13 protein-coding genes and 1 pseudogene are annotated in these 17,108 nt (G+C 69.2%); 9 read left to right on the top strand and 5 right to left on the bottom strand.

The window, feature by feature from the left end; genetic code table 11:
- Positions 1 to 270 precede the first annotated feature (270 nt).
- Positions 271 to 804: a hypothetical protein gene (locus IEZ11_RS52275; RefSeq protein ID WP_308426551.1), complete on the bottom strand. Its 534-nt coding sequence runs from the start codon at positions 802 to 804 to the stop codon at positions 271 to 273.
- A gap of 9 nt (positions 805 to 813) precedes the next feature.
- A complete protein-coding gene (locus IEZ11_RS52280) occupies positions 814 to 1,032 on the bottom strand; it encodes a hypothetical protein (protein ID WP_308426552.1) in 219 nt (72 codons plus the stop codon).
- On the opposite strand from IEZ11_RS52280, the gene IEZ11_RS52285 reads away from it, so the two are divergent.
- From IEZ11_RS52285 to IEZ11_RS34740, 5 genes are all read left to right on the top strand, one after another.
- Complete coding sequence (locus IEZ11_RS52285; protein ID WP_308426553.1) at positions 1,019 to 1,375, top strand: CAP domain-containing protein; 357 nt, start codon at positions 1,019 to 1,021, stop codon at positions 1,373 to 1,375. The genes IEZ11_RS52280 and IEZ11_RS52285 overlap by 14 nt on opposite strands.
- A 128-nt stretch (positions 1,376 to 1,503) precedes the next feature.
- On the top strand, positions 1,504 to 1,677 hold the full coding sequence (locus IEZ11_RS34725) for a hypothetical protein (RefSeq protein WP_189266945.1): 174 nt from the start codon (positions 1,504 to 1,506) through the stop codon (positions 1,675 to 1,677).
- Between the two features lie 92 nt (positions 1,678 to 1,769).
- On the top strand, positions 1,770 to 2,318 hold the full coding sequence (locus IEZ11_RS34730) for a GNAT family N-acetyltransferase (protein WP_189266946.1): 549 nt from the start codon (positions 1,770 to 1,772) through the stop codon (positions 2,316 to 2,318).
- Positions 2,319 to 2,399: 81 nt separating this feature from the next.
- On the top strand, positions 2,400 to 3,905 hold the full coding sequence (locus IEZ11_RS34735; protein WP_189266947.1) for an ABC transporter substrate-binding protein: 1,506 nt from the start codon (positions 2,400 to 2,402) through the stop codon (positions 3,903 to 3,905).
- 14 nt (positions 3,906 to 3,919) lie between these two features.
- Positions 3,920 to 5,689: an ABC transporter permease subunit gene (locus IEZ11_RS34740; RefSeq protein WP_229713547.1), complete on the top strand. Its 1,770-nt coding sequence runs from the start codon at positions 3,920 to 3,922 to the stop codon at positions 5,687 to 5,689.
- Positions 5,690 to 5,860: 171 nt separating this feature from the next.
- Here the strand turns inward: IEZ11_RS34740 and IEZ11_RS34745 are convergent, their stop codons facing one another.
- From IEZ11_RS34745 to IEZ11_RS34755, 3 genes are all read right to left on the bottom strand, one after another.
- The gene (locus IEZ11_RS34745; protein WP_189266948.1) at positions 5,861 to 6,472 is read right to left on the bottom strand and encodes an RICIN domain-containing protein; all 612 of its coding nucleotides are present in this window, start codon (positions 6,470 to 6,472) and stop codon (positions 5,861 to 5,863) included.
- A gap of 352 nt (positions 6,473 to 6,824) precedes the next feature.
- Positions 6,825 to 7,238 carry a (R)-mandelonitrile lyase gene (locus IEZ11_RS34750; RefSeq protein ID WP_189266949.1) on the bottom strand — a complete coding sequence of 138 codons (414 nt, stop codon included), beginning with the start codon at positions 7,236 to 7,238 and terminating at the stop codon, positions 6,825 to 6,827.
- 64 nt (positions 7,239 to 7,302) lie between these two features.
- A complete protein-coding gene (locus tag IEZ11_RS34755) occupies positions 7,303 to 8,184 on the bottom strand; it encodes a helix-turn-helix domain-containing protein (RefSeq protein ID WP_189267058.1) in 882 nt (293 codons plus the stop codon).
- A gap of 171 nt (positions 8,185 to 8,355) precedes the next feature.
- Here IEZ11_RS34755 and IEZ11_RS34760 point away from each other — a divergent pair, with 171 nt between their 5' ends.
- The 4 genes and pseudogenes from IEZ11_RS34760 (at position 8,356) to IEZ11_RS34775 (ending at position 16,753) form a co-directional block, all read left to right on the top strand.
- Positions 8,356 to 9,372 carry a zinc-dependent alcohol dehydrogenase family protein gene (locus tag IEZ11_RS34760; RefSeq protein ID WP_189266950.1) on the top strand — a complete coding sequence of 339 codons (1,017 nt, stop codon included), beginning with the start codon at positions 8,356 to 8,358 and terminating at the stop codon, positions 9,370 to 9,372.
- A 589-nt stretch (positions 9,373 to 9,961) separates the two neighbouring features.
- Positions 9,962 to 10,604 (top strand): annotated as a pseudogene (locus IEZ11_RS34765) (helix-turn-helix domain-containing protein).
- A 559-nt stretch (positions 10,605 to 11,163) separates the two neighbouring features.
- Complete coding sequence (locus IEZ11_RS34770; protein WP_189267059.1) at positions 11,164 to 16,341, top strand: DUF6531 domain-containing protein; 5,178 nt, start codon at positions 11,164 to 11,166, stop codon at positions 16,339 to 16,341.
- Positions 16,316 to 16,753 carry a hypothetical protein gene (locus tag IEZ11_RS34775; protein WP_189266951.1) on the top strand — a complete coding sequence of 146 codons (438 nt, stop codon included), beginning with the start codon at positions 16,316 to 16,318 and terminating at the stop codon, positions 16,751 to 16,753. Before IEZ11_RS34770 ends, IEZ11_RS34775 begins: the two co-directional genes overlap by 26 nt.
- Positions 16,754 to 17,108: the final 355 nt, after the last annotated feature.

Genomic DNA, 17,108 nt, shown 5'->3' on the forward strand with positions numbered 1-17,108 from the left:
GGGAAATCCGAACTCGCGGCCGGACGAGCGCCGTTGCCGCACCGGCCGGCGGCGGAGTTCCGTGTTCTCGGACGTGCCTGGCGCGCGAGGTCCCCGGCATCCAGGCCGGGCCGGAACCGGAATGCATGGTTCCGTGACATCCGTCACAGCGGATCCGGGACCTCGCCGTACCCGATAGTAGAGACCACTCAAGCGACATGAGAGATTTGCCCGACTTGGGGCTCGCATGCGTCGCATCCGGATTCACGGCTTTTCGCCCGCGAGCCACCTTCATCCGTTCTGCGCGCACACAGGGATTCTGACGGGTCGACAGGATTTTTCGGCGCCCCGGAGCCCGGACCAGCGGGCTCCGCGCACATGACAAAGGCCGGCCGAGCCTACTAGGCGAGCTAGTACCGCGGCCCGTTGCGCTCCTTGTGAAGGCTTCCTAAGAATGACGAGCCGCAGGACGCCGCCGCAGCTCAGGAGCGGGTTACGCATGGGTAGACATCGCAAGAACACGCAGTACCGGCGGATGGTCATCGCTGCCGTCGCCGTGGGCACCGTGGGCATACCGTCCGCCGCCATGGCCTGTACCAACTGGCCCGACAGCGGCGGACGCCGGTCCGACAGCGCCGAGAACAGCGCGACGAAGAGTTCGTGGAACCAGAAGGAGTGGTGGAACGACGCGAGTTGGGGCCGCCCCTGGAACGCCGACCGGACCGGCCGGCCCTCGTGGACGGCATCGGCGGCGCCGGGCGCCACGAGGTCCCCGAGCGCGTCCGCCGGCGCCACCAGCACTCCGAGCCCGTCCGCGAGCGCCACGAAGACTCCTCACGCCCCTGCGAGCGCCGCGAGGACCACCGCGCCGAAGCCGAAGGCCACGGCGTCTCGGCACACCGCACGGACCACCGCTCCCAAGCCCAGCGCCACCGCGGCGCCCAGCACCCGGACCACGACCGCCACCGCTTCCGCGGCCCCCAGGCCGTCGAGCACCCCGAAGCCCACCGCCACGGCCTCCGGAGTCGTGGCCCGGATCGTGGAACTCGTCAATGCCGAGCGCGGCAAGGTCGGCTGTTCGGCCCTGACCCTGAACACGACCCTGTCCAAGGTCGCACAGGCACACAGTGAGGACATGGCGCTTCACCAGAACATGTCGCACTCCGGGTCCGACGGCTCCTCCCCCGGAGACCGCATCACCGGCGCCGGGTACGCCTGGAGCGCCTACGGCGAGAACGTGGCCTACGGTTACGCCACTCCCGAGCAGGTCATGGCGGGCTGGATGGCCAGCCCCGGTCACAAGGCCAACATCCTCAACTGCGCGTTCAAGGAGATCGGCGTCGGTCTCGCGGAGCCCGGCGACTACTGGACCCAGGACTTCGCCACCGCCCGCTGAGCGGGTACGGCGCATCGCCACGCGGAGTGAGCGATCCCGGGGCGTGGCGGCGGCGTTCTTCGTCGCCCAGGGCGGCGGGCGGGGCCGGTGATCGCGCGGGGGGGCACGGCCCGCCCCGGCCGTGCCTCGTGCACGCGTCTACGCTGGCGGCCGCCGAACAGGAGACGCGCCGCGTCCGTCCGCCCCAGCCTCCTCTCCGTGACCGGATCGAACTGCTCCTGGTCGAGTTGGAGGACCTCAGCCCCTGCCTGTCCCTCGACCTGGTCCCCGACCGGTCCGGGACGCCTTCGTGGCCGGCCTGACGGCCTCCCTCCACCGGTTCCCGCACGCCCGGCCCCGCGACTGAGCGACACGCCGGCCGACGCACTCCCAAACTATTGCGTATCATTTGCAAGTGCTTGAGTATCGCATCAGAACGGCCGGTGCGGCCCACCTCGACCAGGCGCGGGCCGTCATGCTCGACACCGTCCACCGGGACTTCGGGACCGGCTACGTGCCGCGCTGGCACGCGGACATCGTCGATCCGGAGTCCTTCTACCTGACCCCGCCCCGGCACACGCTGCTGGTCGCGGTGGACGAGACGGACGGGACGGTGGCCGCCACGGCGGCGCTGGACGCGCGGGGCCCCGCTCATCCGCCGAACCCCAGATGGCTGGCCGAGCGCTATCCGTCGGGCACGACCGCCCAGTTGCGGCGGGTGTACGTGCGCCCGGAGCACCGGCGGCGCGGGCTGGCCCGGCGACTGGTGGACGGGTTGCTGGACTTCGCCCGGACGGACGGCGGTTACCGGGCCGCGTATCTGCACGCCTACCCGCACTCGCCCGGGGCGATGGGGCTGTGGCGGACGCTCGGCGAGGTCGTCTGCGACGAGCGGGAGGAACTGCCGGACGGCGGCAGCGGCGTCGTGCACTTCGAGATCCCCCTCACCCCCTTGCTTAAATGAAAATCATGTTCATATGATGCGGATCGATGTCCGCCGAGACGCCCGGCCCTGGGAAGGGCCCTGAACGACAGAACGAGGACCATGAGATCTCCCCGCCTTCGGCTGACGGCCGGTCTGCTGCTCGCACCGCTGCTCACCGGCTGTTTCTCCGCCTCCGGCGGCGACTCGTCCTCGGACTCCTCCGGTGCCGGTGACGGCGCCCGGCTGCGGGTGGCGCTCGCCTTCCCGCCCGCCGAGAACTACTCCCCCTACGGCCAGGACGCCATCGACCTGTCCCGGCTGGGCGTCGTCGAGGGCCTGACCCGGCTGGACGCCAACGGCACCGCCGTACCCGCGCTCGCCACCTCCTGGAGCAGCGAACAGGGCGGCAGGAGCTGGCTGTTCACGCTGCGGGACGCCAGGTTCCAGGACGGCACCGAGGTCACCGCCGAGGCCGTCGCCGTCGCGCTCACCCGTGCCGCCGGGGCCGAGCCCGCCCCCGCCGCCCTCTCCGGGGTGAGGCTCACCGCGGCCGCCGTCGGCGCGGACCGGGTCAGGGTCGCCACCACCGTCGCCGACCCGGTGCTGCCGCTGCGGCTGAGCAACCCCGGTCTGGCGGTGTTCTCCCCGACGGCATACGGAAAGAACGGCAAGGTGAACCCGGTCGGCACCGCCACCGGCCCCTTCGAACTCACCAGGATCACCGGTGACACGGCCGCCGCCCTGGACCGCTTCGACGACTACTGGGGCGGACGCGCCCAGGCGTCCGGGATCGACGCGAAGTACGTCTCCGACGGCACCGCCCGTGCCAACGCCCTGCGCACCGGTGACGTGGACATCGCCGAGGCGATCCCCGTCGCCCAGGTCGCCGCTCTGGACAAGGGCACCGCCCACGAGGTCAACACCGCCCGGAACACCAGCCTTTACCTCAACACCCGCAAGGGCGTGTTCAAGGACGCGGGCCTGCGCACCGCCGCGCGGGAGGCGATCGACACCACCGCGGTCGTCAAGGGTGTGTACGAGGGCTACGCCGAGCCCGCCCAGGGGCTGTTCGGCCAGGCCTTGACCTGGGCGGCGGGCAGGAGGACGGTGCCCGCCGGCCGGGCGGCGGCCACCGACGCCGAGGGCAGGAGCATCACGGTCGCCACCTACAGCGACCGGCCCGAGCTGCCGGAGACCGCCCAGGTGCTCCAACAGCAGCTGGAGCAGGCCGGCTTCACGGTGAGGCTGGAGGTACGGACCTACGCCCGGCTCGAAGGCGACCTGCTGGCAGGGAAGTTCGACGCCACCGTCGCCTCCCGCAACATGATGCTGGACACCGGCGACCCGGTCACCGTCCTGGCCGGCGACTACACCTGCGACGGCTCCTACAACCTGTCGTTCCTGTGCGACAAGGGCGTCGACGCGCTGGTGGCCGCCGCCGGGACGAAGTCCGATCCCGCCGAGCGGCAGGACGCGGCGATGAAGGCGGAGGCCGCGATCCTCCGCACCGACGCGGTGATCCCCCTCGTCCACCTCAAGGTCGTCACCGGCATCGGCAGGTCCGTCAAGGGTGCCGTACTCGACCCCTACGAGCGGGAGTTCGTCGGCACCGGGACCCGGCGCTGAAGCCCTTGGCCAGGATTTCCGTCGCCCTGCGCACGCTCGCGCGGGGCGGCGGCCCCACCCTCCTGTGGCGGGCCCTGCTCACGGCCGCCCTCGTCGCCGCCGTCGGCCTGCTGCCCTGGCTCTCCCGCACCGACCCCGCGCTCACCGTGCTCAAGGCCCGCTCGGCCGAACGGACCCCGACCCCTGGGACCCTGCGCGCCATCCGCGACCAACTCGGCCTGGACGACGGGCCGTCGGCACTCCTCGGGCGCTGGCTCGGCGGCCTGCTGCGCGGTGACGCGGGCCGGTCCTGGGTGTCCGACACCGAGGTGCTGCCCGCTGTGACCCAGGCCCTGGGAACATCCCTGCTGCTGATGACCGGGGCCATAGCCGTCGCCCTGGTCACTGTCACGGCCGTATGCGCCCGCACCCTGTGGCTCGGCTCCCGTCGCCGCCTCGGCGCCCGCGGCCCCGGCGGCACCGGGTCGGCGGTGACAGCCGCGCTGCCCGAGTTCCTCGTCGCCTCCGTGCTGGCCTCGGTCGTCGGCGTGCAGTGGGGTTGGCTGCCCGCGCTCGGCTGGTACGGCCCGCGGTGGATGATCCTGCCCTGCCTCGCCCTCGGCCTGCCCGCCGGAGCGGTCCTGGGCCGGATGCTGGACGACCTGCTGCCCGCCGCGTTCGCCGAACCCTGGGCGCTGGCGGCCGCCGCGCGCGGAGTGGCACCGGCCTCGATCGCCCGGCAGGCGCTGCGCCGCTGCGTGCCCGGACTCCTGCCCAATCTGGGCCTGTTCGTGGTCGGCCTGACCGGCGGCTCGGTCGCCGTCGAGCAGATCTACGACATCCCCGGCCTGGGCCGCCTCACCCTGCGCGCCGCCCTCGCCCAGGACCTGCCCGTCCTGCAGACCGGCACCCTCGCCCTCGTCGCCCTCGCGGCCGTCGCGGCCGCACTGGCCAGGCTCTGCGTACGCCGGCTGACCGGGCCCGCGCTGCGCGACGGCGCCCTGCACTCGCTGCACCGCCCCGCCGCGCCCGCACGACGTGTCGGACCGCTCGTCCACGGCCTGCTGCTCGCCGCCGTCATCGCGCTCGGTCTGCCCCGTGACCCACTCGCCCTCGACACCACCGCCCGCCTCCAAGCCCCTTCCTGGGCCCACCCGTTCGGCACCGACCCGCTCGGCCGGGACCTGCTGGCGCGGATCGCGCACGGCGCGCTCACCACCCTCGGCACCGCCCTCGCGGTCACCGCCGCCGCCCTGCTGACCGGCGTCCTGCTGGGGCTGCTGCCCCGGCTGTCCGGACCGCTGGTCGACACCGTCAACGCCGTACCGCCCACCCTGGCCGCCCTCCTCGTCACCGGCGTCGCGGGCAGCGGCCCCTCGACACCCGCCCTGGCGGTGACCGTGGTGGCGTGGTCGCCGCTGGCCGCCCACGCCTCGGCACTGCTGCGGCAGGAACGTGCCACCCTCCATCTGACGGCGACCCGGGCCCTCGGCGCCGGCCGCGGGTACCTGCTCCGGCACGAACTGCTCCCCGCGGTCCTGCCGCCCGTGGCCCGGCACGCCCTGCTCCGGCTGCCCGGCATCGCCCTGAGCCTGGCCGCGCTCGGCTTCCTCGGCCTGGGCGCCCAGCCGCCGTCCCCCGAGTGGGGCCTGCTGCTGGCGGAGAACCGGCCCTACGCCGAACGCGCCCCGTGGGCCGTCCTGGTCCCCGCCGCGGTCCTGGCACTCCTCGGCGCGCTCGCCGTGACGGCGGCGGGAGGCATACGCCTGCCCCGGAGACAGCGAACAGAGCCAGGACCCGGGTGACGGGACCATGCCCACCGGCGCCCTTCTCGGCCTCGCCCCCCGACCGCCGCACCGCTCTGCGTCCGGGGACACGGCACGGCGACGGGGCAGCGGCGTGCCGTTCCCGGAGACCGACTGAGCGACCGGTCGGGCGTCTGCCCGCCGTCTACGGCCGCCTGGCCGGAGGCGCGCTCAGCCGACGATCCACACCTGGGCCTCTGCCGGGTGGGCGTCGTCGCAGTTCCACTGCATGAGCTGGCTGCCGGCGCCGCCCACCGTGTCGAGACACATGGTGGTGCCGACGTGGGTGAACTTCACACCGGCCGCCTGGTTGACGATCACGGCCGTTTCCGTCCACTGCTCCGACGCCAGCCCGTCGCAGAAGTATTCGTCGACGGTTTCTCCCGGAATACTGGTGCCGTTGTTGACTTCGGCGCAGTACCCACTCGACTGGTTCACCAGGTAGTAGGTATTCGACGCGCCGGTCGACACGAACGCCCAATTCTGGGTACTGGAACCGTTGCAGCCGGCCAGCTGAAGTCTGACGTTGAGTACCCCGCCCGGCGCGTCGACACATTGGCCGTACGCCAGGTTCTTGATCGTGTGGTAGCTGCTCGCGGCCGCGGCGGCCGTAATGCGGGCCGAGGTGACCGCTGTGGAGTCCGCAGCCGGCGTGGCGGCGCTTGCCCCGGTCGCCAGGGCCATCATGCCGGCACTGGCCAGTAACGCCCCCGCCAGGACAGACGTCCTGCTTCGGATCTTCATCGTCGCGACCTCCAGGTCATTTTGGTCGGAGAACTCCAACAGCCCGCCCCGAATCAGGGATCCGGCAGAGCGGAGGCATACGGCCGCCCTCGAAACCAATTCCAGGTTCGAGTCGGACGGCCCGGCCGGGGCATATCGACTCCCGTGCTGATATCGCCCTGCTCATGGAGAGCGTGCCCGGCCGGCAGCCCCGTGTCGCCCTCTGTTCCGCCCAGTGGACCGGACACCGTTTCACCGGCGGGATCCCGGATTGTTCCGCGAAGTTCCCGGAATTTCCCGGCGGCATCCGGCTGCTTGCCTCAGGGTCCACGAAGGGCTGCACAGCGGCGGGCTTTTCCGGTGTCGGACCTCGGCCGCCGACCAGAACCTGCCGGCGTCCGGCAGCGCCGGCTCAGGCGTTGCGGGTGCCGCGGCCGCTGCGCCGGGGGCCGGTGTACTCGGCCTCGGTGACATGGTCGAGCCAGTCGACCTCGTCGGTCTCCCACAGTGCGATGTGGACCATGAAGTGGTCCGGGGCGGCGCCGTGCCAGTGCTCCTCGCCCGGCGGGGTCCAGACCACGTCACCGGGACGGGCTTCGAGGATGTCCCCGCCACGGGACTGGATCAGGGCGATGCCCTCGACGATGTACAGGGCCTGGCCCAGGCCGTGGGAGTGCCAGGCGGTGCGGGCACCGGGCGCGAAGCGCACCGCGTTGGCACGGGCCCGGGACGGCTCCTCGCCGCGGTAGATCACATCCGCCCAGGCGTCGCCCGTGAACCACTTCTCGGGCAGCTTCATGGTCGGCGGCTTCGGCAGCAGTTCCATGGTCGATTCCTTGGTCTTCGTGCGGGTCAGGGCATGGGGACGGGACCTGGCGGCCCCGGCGCCGTCAGCTCGGCGGCTGCGACGCGGGCAGGTGCCGGTCGGCCGCCCAGGAGGCGAGGATGCGCAGACGGTCGTGGGTGGCGGAGCCGGGGGCCGCGGTCCAGACGGTGAGATGCTGGTCGGGGTCGGTGTTCGCGGTCAGCGTGTCCCAGTCCAGGACGAGTTCGCCGACGACCGGGTGGTTGAGGGTCTTGGTGCCCACGGTGCGGGCGGCGACCCGATGGTCGCCCCACCACTGGGCGAACTGCTTGTCCCGCAGGGAGAGTTCACCGACCAGCTCGATCAGGCGGGGATCCTCCGGGTATTTCGCGGCCTCCATGCGCAGCTGCGCCACGGAGGTCTTCGCGGAGTTCTCCCAGTCGGCGTAGAGGGTGCGCATGGCCGGGTCGGTGAACTGGATGCGGGGGTAGTTGCGGTGCCTCTCCGGGAGCCGGGAGAAGTCGGTGACCAGCGCGGCGGCCAGGGCGTTCCAGGCGAGGACGTCGCCGCGGCGGCCCTGCACGATGGCCGGGGTCGCGGTCAGGTCGTCCAGCACCCGCTGCAGCTGCGGCTGGACCGTCTGCCGACCGCGCCGCCGGGTGCGGGTGGTGGTCCTGCCGGCGAGCTGGAAGAGGTAGCCGCGTTCGTCGTCGTCGAGGTGGAGCACCCGGGCGAGGATGTCGAGCACGGGTGCGGACGCCTGCATGCGGCCCTGTTCGAGGCGGGTGTAGTAGTCGGTGCTGATGGCGGCGAGCTGGGCGACCTCTTCACGGCGCAGCCCGGCCACCCGGCGGGGCCTGCCGGTCTCGGGCAGCCCGACCGCGTGGGGGCTCAGCTCCGAGCGACGCTTCCTGAGGAACTCTCCCAGCTCGTTGAGGGGGACGTTGCTGGTCATGCCGCCCAGCATGACACCGATCACGGGAGAGGAAGGGGGGAGGATTTCCTCCCAGGATGTTTCCCTCCCCGGATGGATTCCTCCGCTTTTCGCGCCCGGCCACCCGTGTGAGCCTCGATCGTGACCAGCCGTGGCCGACGTCGGCCACGGCATCCCGGCCCCCACAGCGAAGGAAACACGATCATGCGCGGAGCAGTCATCCACGCCCCCGGCGACGTGCGCTTCGAGACCCTGGACGACCCGGAGATCAGCCGGCCCACCGACGCGGTCATCCGCACGGTCGCCACCTGCGTCTGCGGCTCGGACCTGTGGCCGTACCGCGGCCTGGAGCCCGTCGGCGACCCGCACCCGATGGGACACGAGTACGTCGGCATCGTCGAGGAGGTCGGCGCCGAGGTCACCCACGTCAGGCCGGGCCAGTTCGTGGTCGGTTCCTTCGCCACCTCGGACAACACCTGCGTGAACTGCCGCAACGGCTGGCAGTCGAGCTGTCTGCACCGGGAGTTCATGAGCACCTGCCAGGCCGACTACGTCCGCATCCCCAACGCCCACGGCACCCTGGTCGCCACCGACGAGCACCCCTCGGGCGACCTCGTGCCCAGCCTGCTGGCCGTCTCCGACGTGATGGGCACCGGCTGGTACGCCGCCCTCGCCGCCGAGGTGAAGCCGGGCGCCACGGCTGTCGTGGTCGGTGACGGGGCGGTCGGCCTGTGCGGGGTCATCGCCGCCAAGGAGCTCGGCGCCGAGCGGATCATCGCGATGAGCCGCCACGAGGCCCGGCAGAAGCTGGCCCTGGAGTTCGGCGCCACCGACATCGTCAGCGAGCGCGGCGAGGACGGTGTCGCCCGGATCAAGGAGCTGACCGGCGGTATCGGCGCCGACAGCGTCCTGGAGTGCGTCGGCACCGCCGAGTCCATGCGGCAGGCCCTGCACTCGGCCCGTCCCGGCGGCAACGTCGGCTTCGTCGGCGTCCCGCACGAGGTGGCGGTCGACGGCGTGGAGCTGTTCTTCTCCCACGTCGGCCTGCGCGGCGGTCCCGCCCCCGTCCGCCGGTACCTGCCCGACCTGATCGACCGGGTCCTGTCCGGCCGGATCAACCCGGGCAAGGTCTTCGACCTGACCCTGCCCCTGGACCAGGTCGCCGAGGGCTACAAGGCGATGGACGAGCGCCGCTCGATCAAGGCCCTGCTCAAGCCCTGACCGCCACGGCCACCACCATGGGGTTGCCCCGGCCCTTGTTCTCCTGGCTCTTCTCGATCGAGGAACTTGTCGGGGGCCAGACAGTCGTACGTGTCGTGTAGGTTCGCGCTTCCGATGTCCTCTGACAGGGCCTGACCAGCCCTGGTATGGCTTGTCTCGCACGGTGTCCCTGCCTGTTCGTCTCACTGTCATGTCCTTTTCTGCGCCGTCCGGCGGTTGGGACAGGCCAAAGGTCTCCTGTTCTGTCCCAGTGCATCCGGCGGGCAGGAGGCCAATGTTGTCGAGCTCCTCGTCCAACAAGTACGCGCGGCGGTTCGGGATACGAATGGGCTGCAGCGTGGTCGGCTGTGGCCTGGAATCTCTACGGCGCGGCGAGACCTGCTCAGAGGCAGAGCGGGTCAAGACTCCCCCACGGGTCCCTCATCGTGGACCTCGTCCTTGCGAGCCGGAACGGCCCGTCGGCGCAGTGAGCCTTTCCCAACCTGGCTGATAACGGCGTGGGTTGGTGTGCGGGCCGCGTGCGGGTAGAGGTGAAGCTCCTGGTAGATGGGTTGTCGACCAAGATCAACCTGTCCGCCCGGAGCTTCATGTGCTTGTCTACCCATCGGGGATCGGTCTGTCCAGCTCGGCCCTTCGCTTCCTGTCTCATCTGCTGACCGCCCGACGACGTGAGCTCGGTACCCGATGGCGTCGGCTCCCGGCAGACCCAAGCCCTGCTGGTTCTGACCCACCTGCGGTGCGGACACACCTACGCCCAGCTCGCCGCCGGCTTCGGCGTCGGAACCAGCACGGTCCACCGGTACGTGGCCGAGGCCGTCGAGATCCTGGCCGCTCTCGCGCCCGGCCTCGCCACGGCCGTCGGGGCTGCAGCGCGCAAGGCGTTCGTGGTCCTCGACGGGACGCTGCTGCCGATCGACCGCATCGCCGCCGACCGCCCGCACCCGCGGCATCATCGACGCCCTGGCCCAGGCGGACATCACCTGCTGGGCCGGCAAGGCGTGTCAGGGAGCCGGCGGTACGGTGCGGGTTCCCTACCGTGGCCGCTGGGAGAAGCTGTCCGCCGGTCAGCAGGCCGTCAACAGCTCTCACACGCCAAGATCCTCGCGCTCGGTGAACAGGCCATGGCCGCCCTCAAGACCTGGCGACTCCTGCGCAAACTCCGATGCAGCACCACCCGTATCACCGCACTCGTCCAAGCCGTCCTCACCCTTCACCTCAACGCCTCACGCTGAGGTTGGGAACGGCTCAGTGTCGTGAATGCCTTTCGGGGCAGAGCGAGAACGAGGACCGAGGCAAGGCTTGCAAGAAACTCAGGAGTGGCGGCCGTCATGACGCTCATCGCCGACCTCCCGCCACTGCATGGGTTTGGAGTATCAAGCAACCGAAATAACACCTGTTGTTTATTGAATCTCGGCATCTCGTTCACTTAACTCGACCGAAGGATTCAAGTCATCTACGGGGGCGGCAAGTTCGCGTACTGTGCTTGAACAGGGATTACGCGGTTGGGGGCTTGGTAAGTTTATTTGATTCAGCCATATAAGTAAGCCGTAAGTTAGTTCATGTGTGCGCCGATCAAGGATCATCCCTGCACTACGTTCACTGTCGCCACACAAGGGATGCACTGTGCGCACACAGGCACGAAGACCACTCATAGTGGTCCTGACTCTGGTTCTGATCGCCATCGCGGGCGTGGTTCCCGCCTGGGCTCTCCCGGCCCGTCCCGCCGCCGTGTCCGCGGTTGCTCCGGCCAAGGTCCGGACGGCCGCGGACCTGCCCAAGCCGCCCAAGGCCATGACGCTGGTCGAGCGGCGCAAGCAGGTGAAGCAGTCCTGGGACGACCTGTCGCCGATGGGAAAGTTCCGGAATTCTCGCGGCAAGGGTCTGGGGAAGCCGACCCAGAAGCCGCACAGCAGGCCGCAGAAGCTCCCGAAGCAGGGGCCCACTGCCAAGCCCTCGGCCGGGAGCGGAGCGTCGGCCCTCGCCGCCGCGACCACCGCCGACCCGGCCTGGGTGTCCTCCACCGCCATCGCCTATCCGGATTACCTGTCGATCGGCGGATATCTGCAGTTCGCCGCCGGCACCACCGCCTCCTCGTACTCAGGGCTGTGGTTGTACCTCCTGGACGAGAACGGCAACTACGTCTACCAGCACGAGGTCAAGAAGGCCACCGACAATCCGGTGGGCAACACCCCGGACAACGGCGCCTGGTGCTACGGCTGGTGGCCGGCCGACTCCCACCCGGCCGACCAGTGCTTCTGGTGGATATCCAACAAACTCGGCGGTCTTCTCCAGGACGGCAAGAAGTACTACGCCTATATCTTCATGACAGGCGCGGACGGCACCTACAGTCCGAGGGGGACCACCTCCCCGCTGGTGACGGCCTTCTACACACCGGGCATTCCCGGCGCGCAGGCGGGCATCTGCTCCTGCTACGGGCAGGCCCACCGGGCCGACCCGGTCAACACGGCGACCGGCATGTTCTACGAGCAGCTCACCGACGCGAAGATGACCGGCGTCGGCACCCAGGTGTCACTGGACCGCACCTACCGCTCCGACTCCGCCACGAGCGGACTGCTCGGCCCCGGCTGGGCGACACCGTTCGACTCGAAGCTGACGGTCTCCTCCGGCTCGGTGACCTACCAGGCCGACGACGGGGCCAGCTTCGTCTTCGCACAGGCCAGTGACGGCACGTACACCACACCGGCTGCGTCGACGGCGAAGCTCGCCAAGAGCGGTAGCACCTACACACTCACCACCCCGGACCAGACCAAACGCACGTTCAGCGGTTCCGGTCAGCTGACATCCGTGGTTGACAAGGCCGGCCAGGGCCTGGCCCTGACCTACAGCTCCGGCAAGCTGTCCTCGGTCAAGGACGCGGCGGGCCGCACCACCGGCTTCACGTTCAACGCCGACGGCCTGCTGAGCGAAATGGACCTCCCCGACACCACGTCGGTCTCCTACGGCTACGACGGCGGCCTGCTGACCTCGGTCACGGATCCGGCGGGCAGGACCTCCCACTACGCCTACTACGGGGACAAGAGGCTGTCCTCGTACACCGACCCGGCGGGCGGCACGGTCTCCAACACGTACTACCCGGACGGGCGGATCAAGACCCAGACCGACCAGAACAACAAGACCACCAACTTCACCTGGGACGACACGGACGACAGCAGTCGCGAGTCGTACACCACCGCGCCCGACGGGGGCGTGTGGACCGACTTGTACTCCGGCAACGTGCTGCTGGAGAGCATCGACCCGTACGGCAAGACCGTCTCGTACGACTACGACCAGAAGCTGCACCCGGTCGACATCACCGACCAGCGCGGCAACACCACGTCGATGACGTACGACAGCGCCGGGCACATGCTCTCCCGAAGTGCACCCAGCTCACTCGGCTACTCCGAGAGCTGGACCTACGACAGCGCGGGCAACGTCAAGAGCCACACCGACGGCCGCACCTACACGACGTCGTACGGCTACAACGCGTCCAACCAGCTGACCTCCAGCACTGATCCGCTGAATGGCACGACGTCGTACACGTACACGGCGCAGGGCGCCCTGCACACCGTCACCTCCCCGCGCGGGAACCAGACGACGTACGACTACGACAGCGCCGGCAACCGGACGTCGGTGACCACTCCGCTGGGTGAGAAGACCACCTTCACCTACGACGCCGCGGGCCGCGTCCTGACCATGACCAGCCCGCGCGGCAACGTCGCCGGCGGTCATCCGGACTGGTACACCACCCACTACGCCTACGACGGACGCGGTCTGCTGAAATCCGTCACGGACCCGCTGGGCCACACCACCGGCTACGAATACAACGGCGCCGAGCAGCTCACGTCCATCAAGGACAACCAGGACAACGTCACCCGCTACGAGTACGACGACGCCGGCAACCTCACCAAGACCACGGACGCGCTCAAAAAGTCGATCATCCGGACCTATGACACGTACGGCAACGTCACCTCGGAGACCGACCCGCTCCAGAACAAGACTGTCTGGAACTACGACAAGCTCGGCCGGCTGAGCAGCACCGTCTCCGCACGCGGCAACCTGCCCGGCGCCAACCCGGCGCTTTACACGACGAGTTACGAGTACGACGACGCCGGCAACCTCACCAAGGTCACGGACCCGACCGGCGCCTACGTGACCACCGAGTACGACGCCGTGAACCGGCCCGTCAAGGTCACCGACGCGCTGAAGAAGTCGACCCTCTACGAGTACGACGCCGACGACAACGTCACGAAGGTCACCGACCCGTACACCAAGACCGTCATCTCGGCCTACGACAAGAACAACCGGCTCCACACCACCACCGACCAGCTGACCAAGACCACCACCTACGACTACGACGCCGACGGCAACATGCTCAGCACCACCTCGCCGCTGGGCAACAAGCAGAGCTGGACCTACGACACCGACGGCCGCCTCGCCTCGACCACCGAACCCCGCGGTAACGTCGCCGGTGCCACAGCAGACAACTACACGACCTGGTACGACTACGACGCCAACGGCAACCCGAAGACCGTCTGGAACATATCCGGCGAGACCGACACCACCTACGACGCGAACGGGAACCTCGTATGGCAGCGTGACCCGGACGGCGCCACCGCTTCCTACTACTACGACGACCTCGACCGGCTGCACCGGCTGGACGCCATCGCCCAGGGCACCACGCTGTACGAGTACGACGAGGTCGGCGACCTCAAGACGCGCACCGACGCGAACAACCACGTCAACGCCTACGGCTATGACGACGACCACCGCCTCAACTCGGTCACCGATCCGCTGAACCGGACGACCACCTACTCCTACGACCCCGACGGAAACCAGAACGGCACAACCACCCCGCGCGGCACCACCACTCTCACCTACGACGCCCGCAACCTGCTCAGCAAGACCGACTACTCCGACTCCACCCCTGACGTCAGCTACGGCTACGACGCCGCCGGCCGGCTCACCTCCCGCGTCAACAGCTCCCTCACCGAGGACTTCGGCTACAACTTCGTCGGCCGGCTCACCAAGAACCGCGGCTTCTCCTACGCCTACGACGCCGCCGGCCACATGCTCAGCCGCACCCTCGGCGACGGAAACACCATCGGCTACACCTACGACGACGACGGCCGCACCAAGACCATGACGGCCGACTCCAAGACCACCAGCTACGCCTACGACCCGGCGGGCAACCTCACCACCACCACCCTGCCCAACACAGAGACCGAGACCCGCGCCTACGACTACGGCGGACACCTGACCGGGGTCACCTCCGCCAAAGCCGGCGCCACCGTCACCAGCACCTCCCTCAGTCTGTCCCCTGGCGGCCTCCCGAACCACGTGAACATCTCGCGCGCGGGCGTCGGCACCGGCGGCTGGGACCTGACCTACGACGACGCCGGCCGCCTGACCTCCGGCTGCGCCCCGCAACCCACCGACGTGGGCTGCCCGGCCGCCCGCGCCACCACCTACACCTACGACGAGGTCGGCAACCGTCTCACCTCGACGCTCGGCACGACCAGTACCAGCTACGGCTACGACGACGCCGATGAGCTGATGTCCACCACCACCGGCTCCACCACCACCGCCTACTCCTATGACGGCGAGGGCAACCAGACCAAGGCCGGCGCCAACACCTACACCTACGACCTCGCCGGACAGATCTCCGCCGCCACCATCGCCGGCACCAACTACACCTACACCCACGACGGCGGCGGCAACCAACTCACCACCAGCAAATCAGGCACCGTCCAGGGCCGCCCCGACTGGGACCTCAACGCCTCGACCCCGCAGCTGGCCACCGAGTACGACAGCACCGGAGCGATCAAGCAGTCCTACCGTTACGACCCCCTGGGCCAGCCCGCCGCCACCGAGACCACGTCGGGCGCGCTCTTCTACTACCACCACGACACCCAGGGCTCCCCGGTCGACGTCACCGGCAGCACCGGCACCCTCTACCAGCGCTGGACCTACGACCCCTACGGCACCCGCACCCTCAACACCGTCACCAGCGGCGCCCCCGCCAGCACCCCGGCCTACACCGGCGCCCGCTACGAGACCACCACCGGCAACCTCGACCTCCACGCCCGCCAGTACACCACCACAACAGGCCGCTTCAACCGCCCCGACCCCGCCGCCCCCGACCACAACAACGCCTACACCTCGGCCTACGCCTACGCCAACGACGCACCCACCCTCTACACCGACCCCAGCGGCCGGACACCCGTCCCTGGCGACAACGGCAACGGCAAGGTCGACAGCCTCGGCGAAGGCCTGAAGATCTTCGGCGACGGCTTCCTGCAGGGCCTGAAGGCACCCTTCGATTTCCTGAACGACGCCCACGACGCCCTCACCGGAGCCAACGGCGGCGCCGGAGCCTTCCTCGACAAATACCTCCCCGTCCGCCCCGCCTACCGCCTCTACCGCACCGCGGACATGCTCCGCCAACAAGGCTGCGACGCACTCGCCGACCAGTATGAGGCTGCGGCGGACGAACTCGCCCAGCAACTGGCGGTAACCGGCATCGGCGGCCTGAGCGGATGGCGCCGAGAGGCGTATGAGTCCGAGACATCGGTCCTGGGATCCGAAGGGCTGCCGGGTAAGCCCACTAGTGGCGGCTTGTTCTACCACGGATCCGACGTGCAGTCGTTGGTCGATATCCTCAACAAGGGCTTGGACGCGACTGCGGCTGCTGCAGGTCACACGGATGGACCGGGGGGCTTCTTCATCGCCACCCATTACGCCGATGCGGAATTCTTCGCCATTCGGAAGGGGAAGGGGCCTGGAATCATCAAGGTCAAGATCACGGACAGTGCGATGAGTAAGCTGGAGGAGGCAGGGGCAGCGACTCGGAAGATTCCCGAATCTCCCAAGTCGCCAAAATTCGAAGGCTACGAGTTCCATATCCCCGCATCTGCCTTCAATCTCTTCAATAAGCTCAGGCGGGATGGCGAAATTGACATACGGCCCTGACGACATTGCCGAGCTCGACGTGATGGGTTACCTGCGCAGGAATGAGGGCAAGTTCTTCCGCTCGGGCACCTACGACGCTGTCGAGCTTGCGGGAATGATCGCCACCGAGGCTCTGATCCTGGGTGCGGAGAACATCCGCATCCAGTCCGACGGGGACTGGCTGACCGTGACTGCAGATCGAGACTGGCTGAAACCCTTTGAGCGCGACGCGTTTCAGGCGATCCTGCCGTTCCCGGAAGCCGGTACCAACAGCATGCTGGCCGAGATTCTCGCGGTCGCCTTCTCGGCTGGCGTGACAACTGGCACAAGCGGCACGTCCGAGGTGGTCAAGGGAGAAGTTGATTTTCCCGGTCGCCCGGTCGACCAGAACACGGCGAGGGCGGTTTCCTTCATGCGTCGGCGAAGCTCCTAGTCCGCGCATGAGTGCCACGCGGTCGCACGGATCGCACAAGGTGCGTGCGACCGTTCGCCCACCTCCCTGCGAACTGGACCCTGGCTCGAGAGCTATGTGGCGAGGGCGGTCGTCAGTGGACCCTGGAGACGCTGGACCGTGACCCCACCGAACTCCGGGACGCGGTGAGCCTGCGCACATAGCCGGGACTGGCTGTCGCCTGCAGGAGTTGTCTACGATCAGCGTGAGCGAGACGCCAGTCCCTCTATTGGTGGGAGCCACCGCCCCTCTGGTGGAGAGGATTCGGCCCATGGCGCACTGTCCTCTCCGCACCATGGAGGGCACCGTCTGTCCATGAGGCCGTGATGAGGGCAAC

This window comes from Streptomyces fuscichromogenes, assembly GCF_014645815.1.
GTDB lineage: Bacteria > Actinomycetota > Actinomycetes > Streptomycetales > Streptomycetaceae > Streptomyces > Streptomyces fuscichromogenes.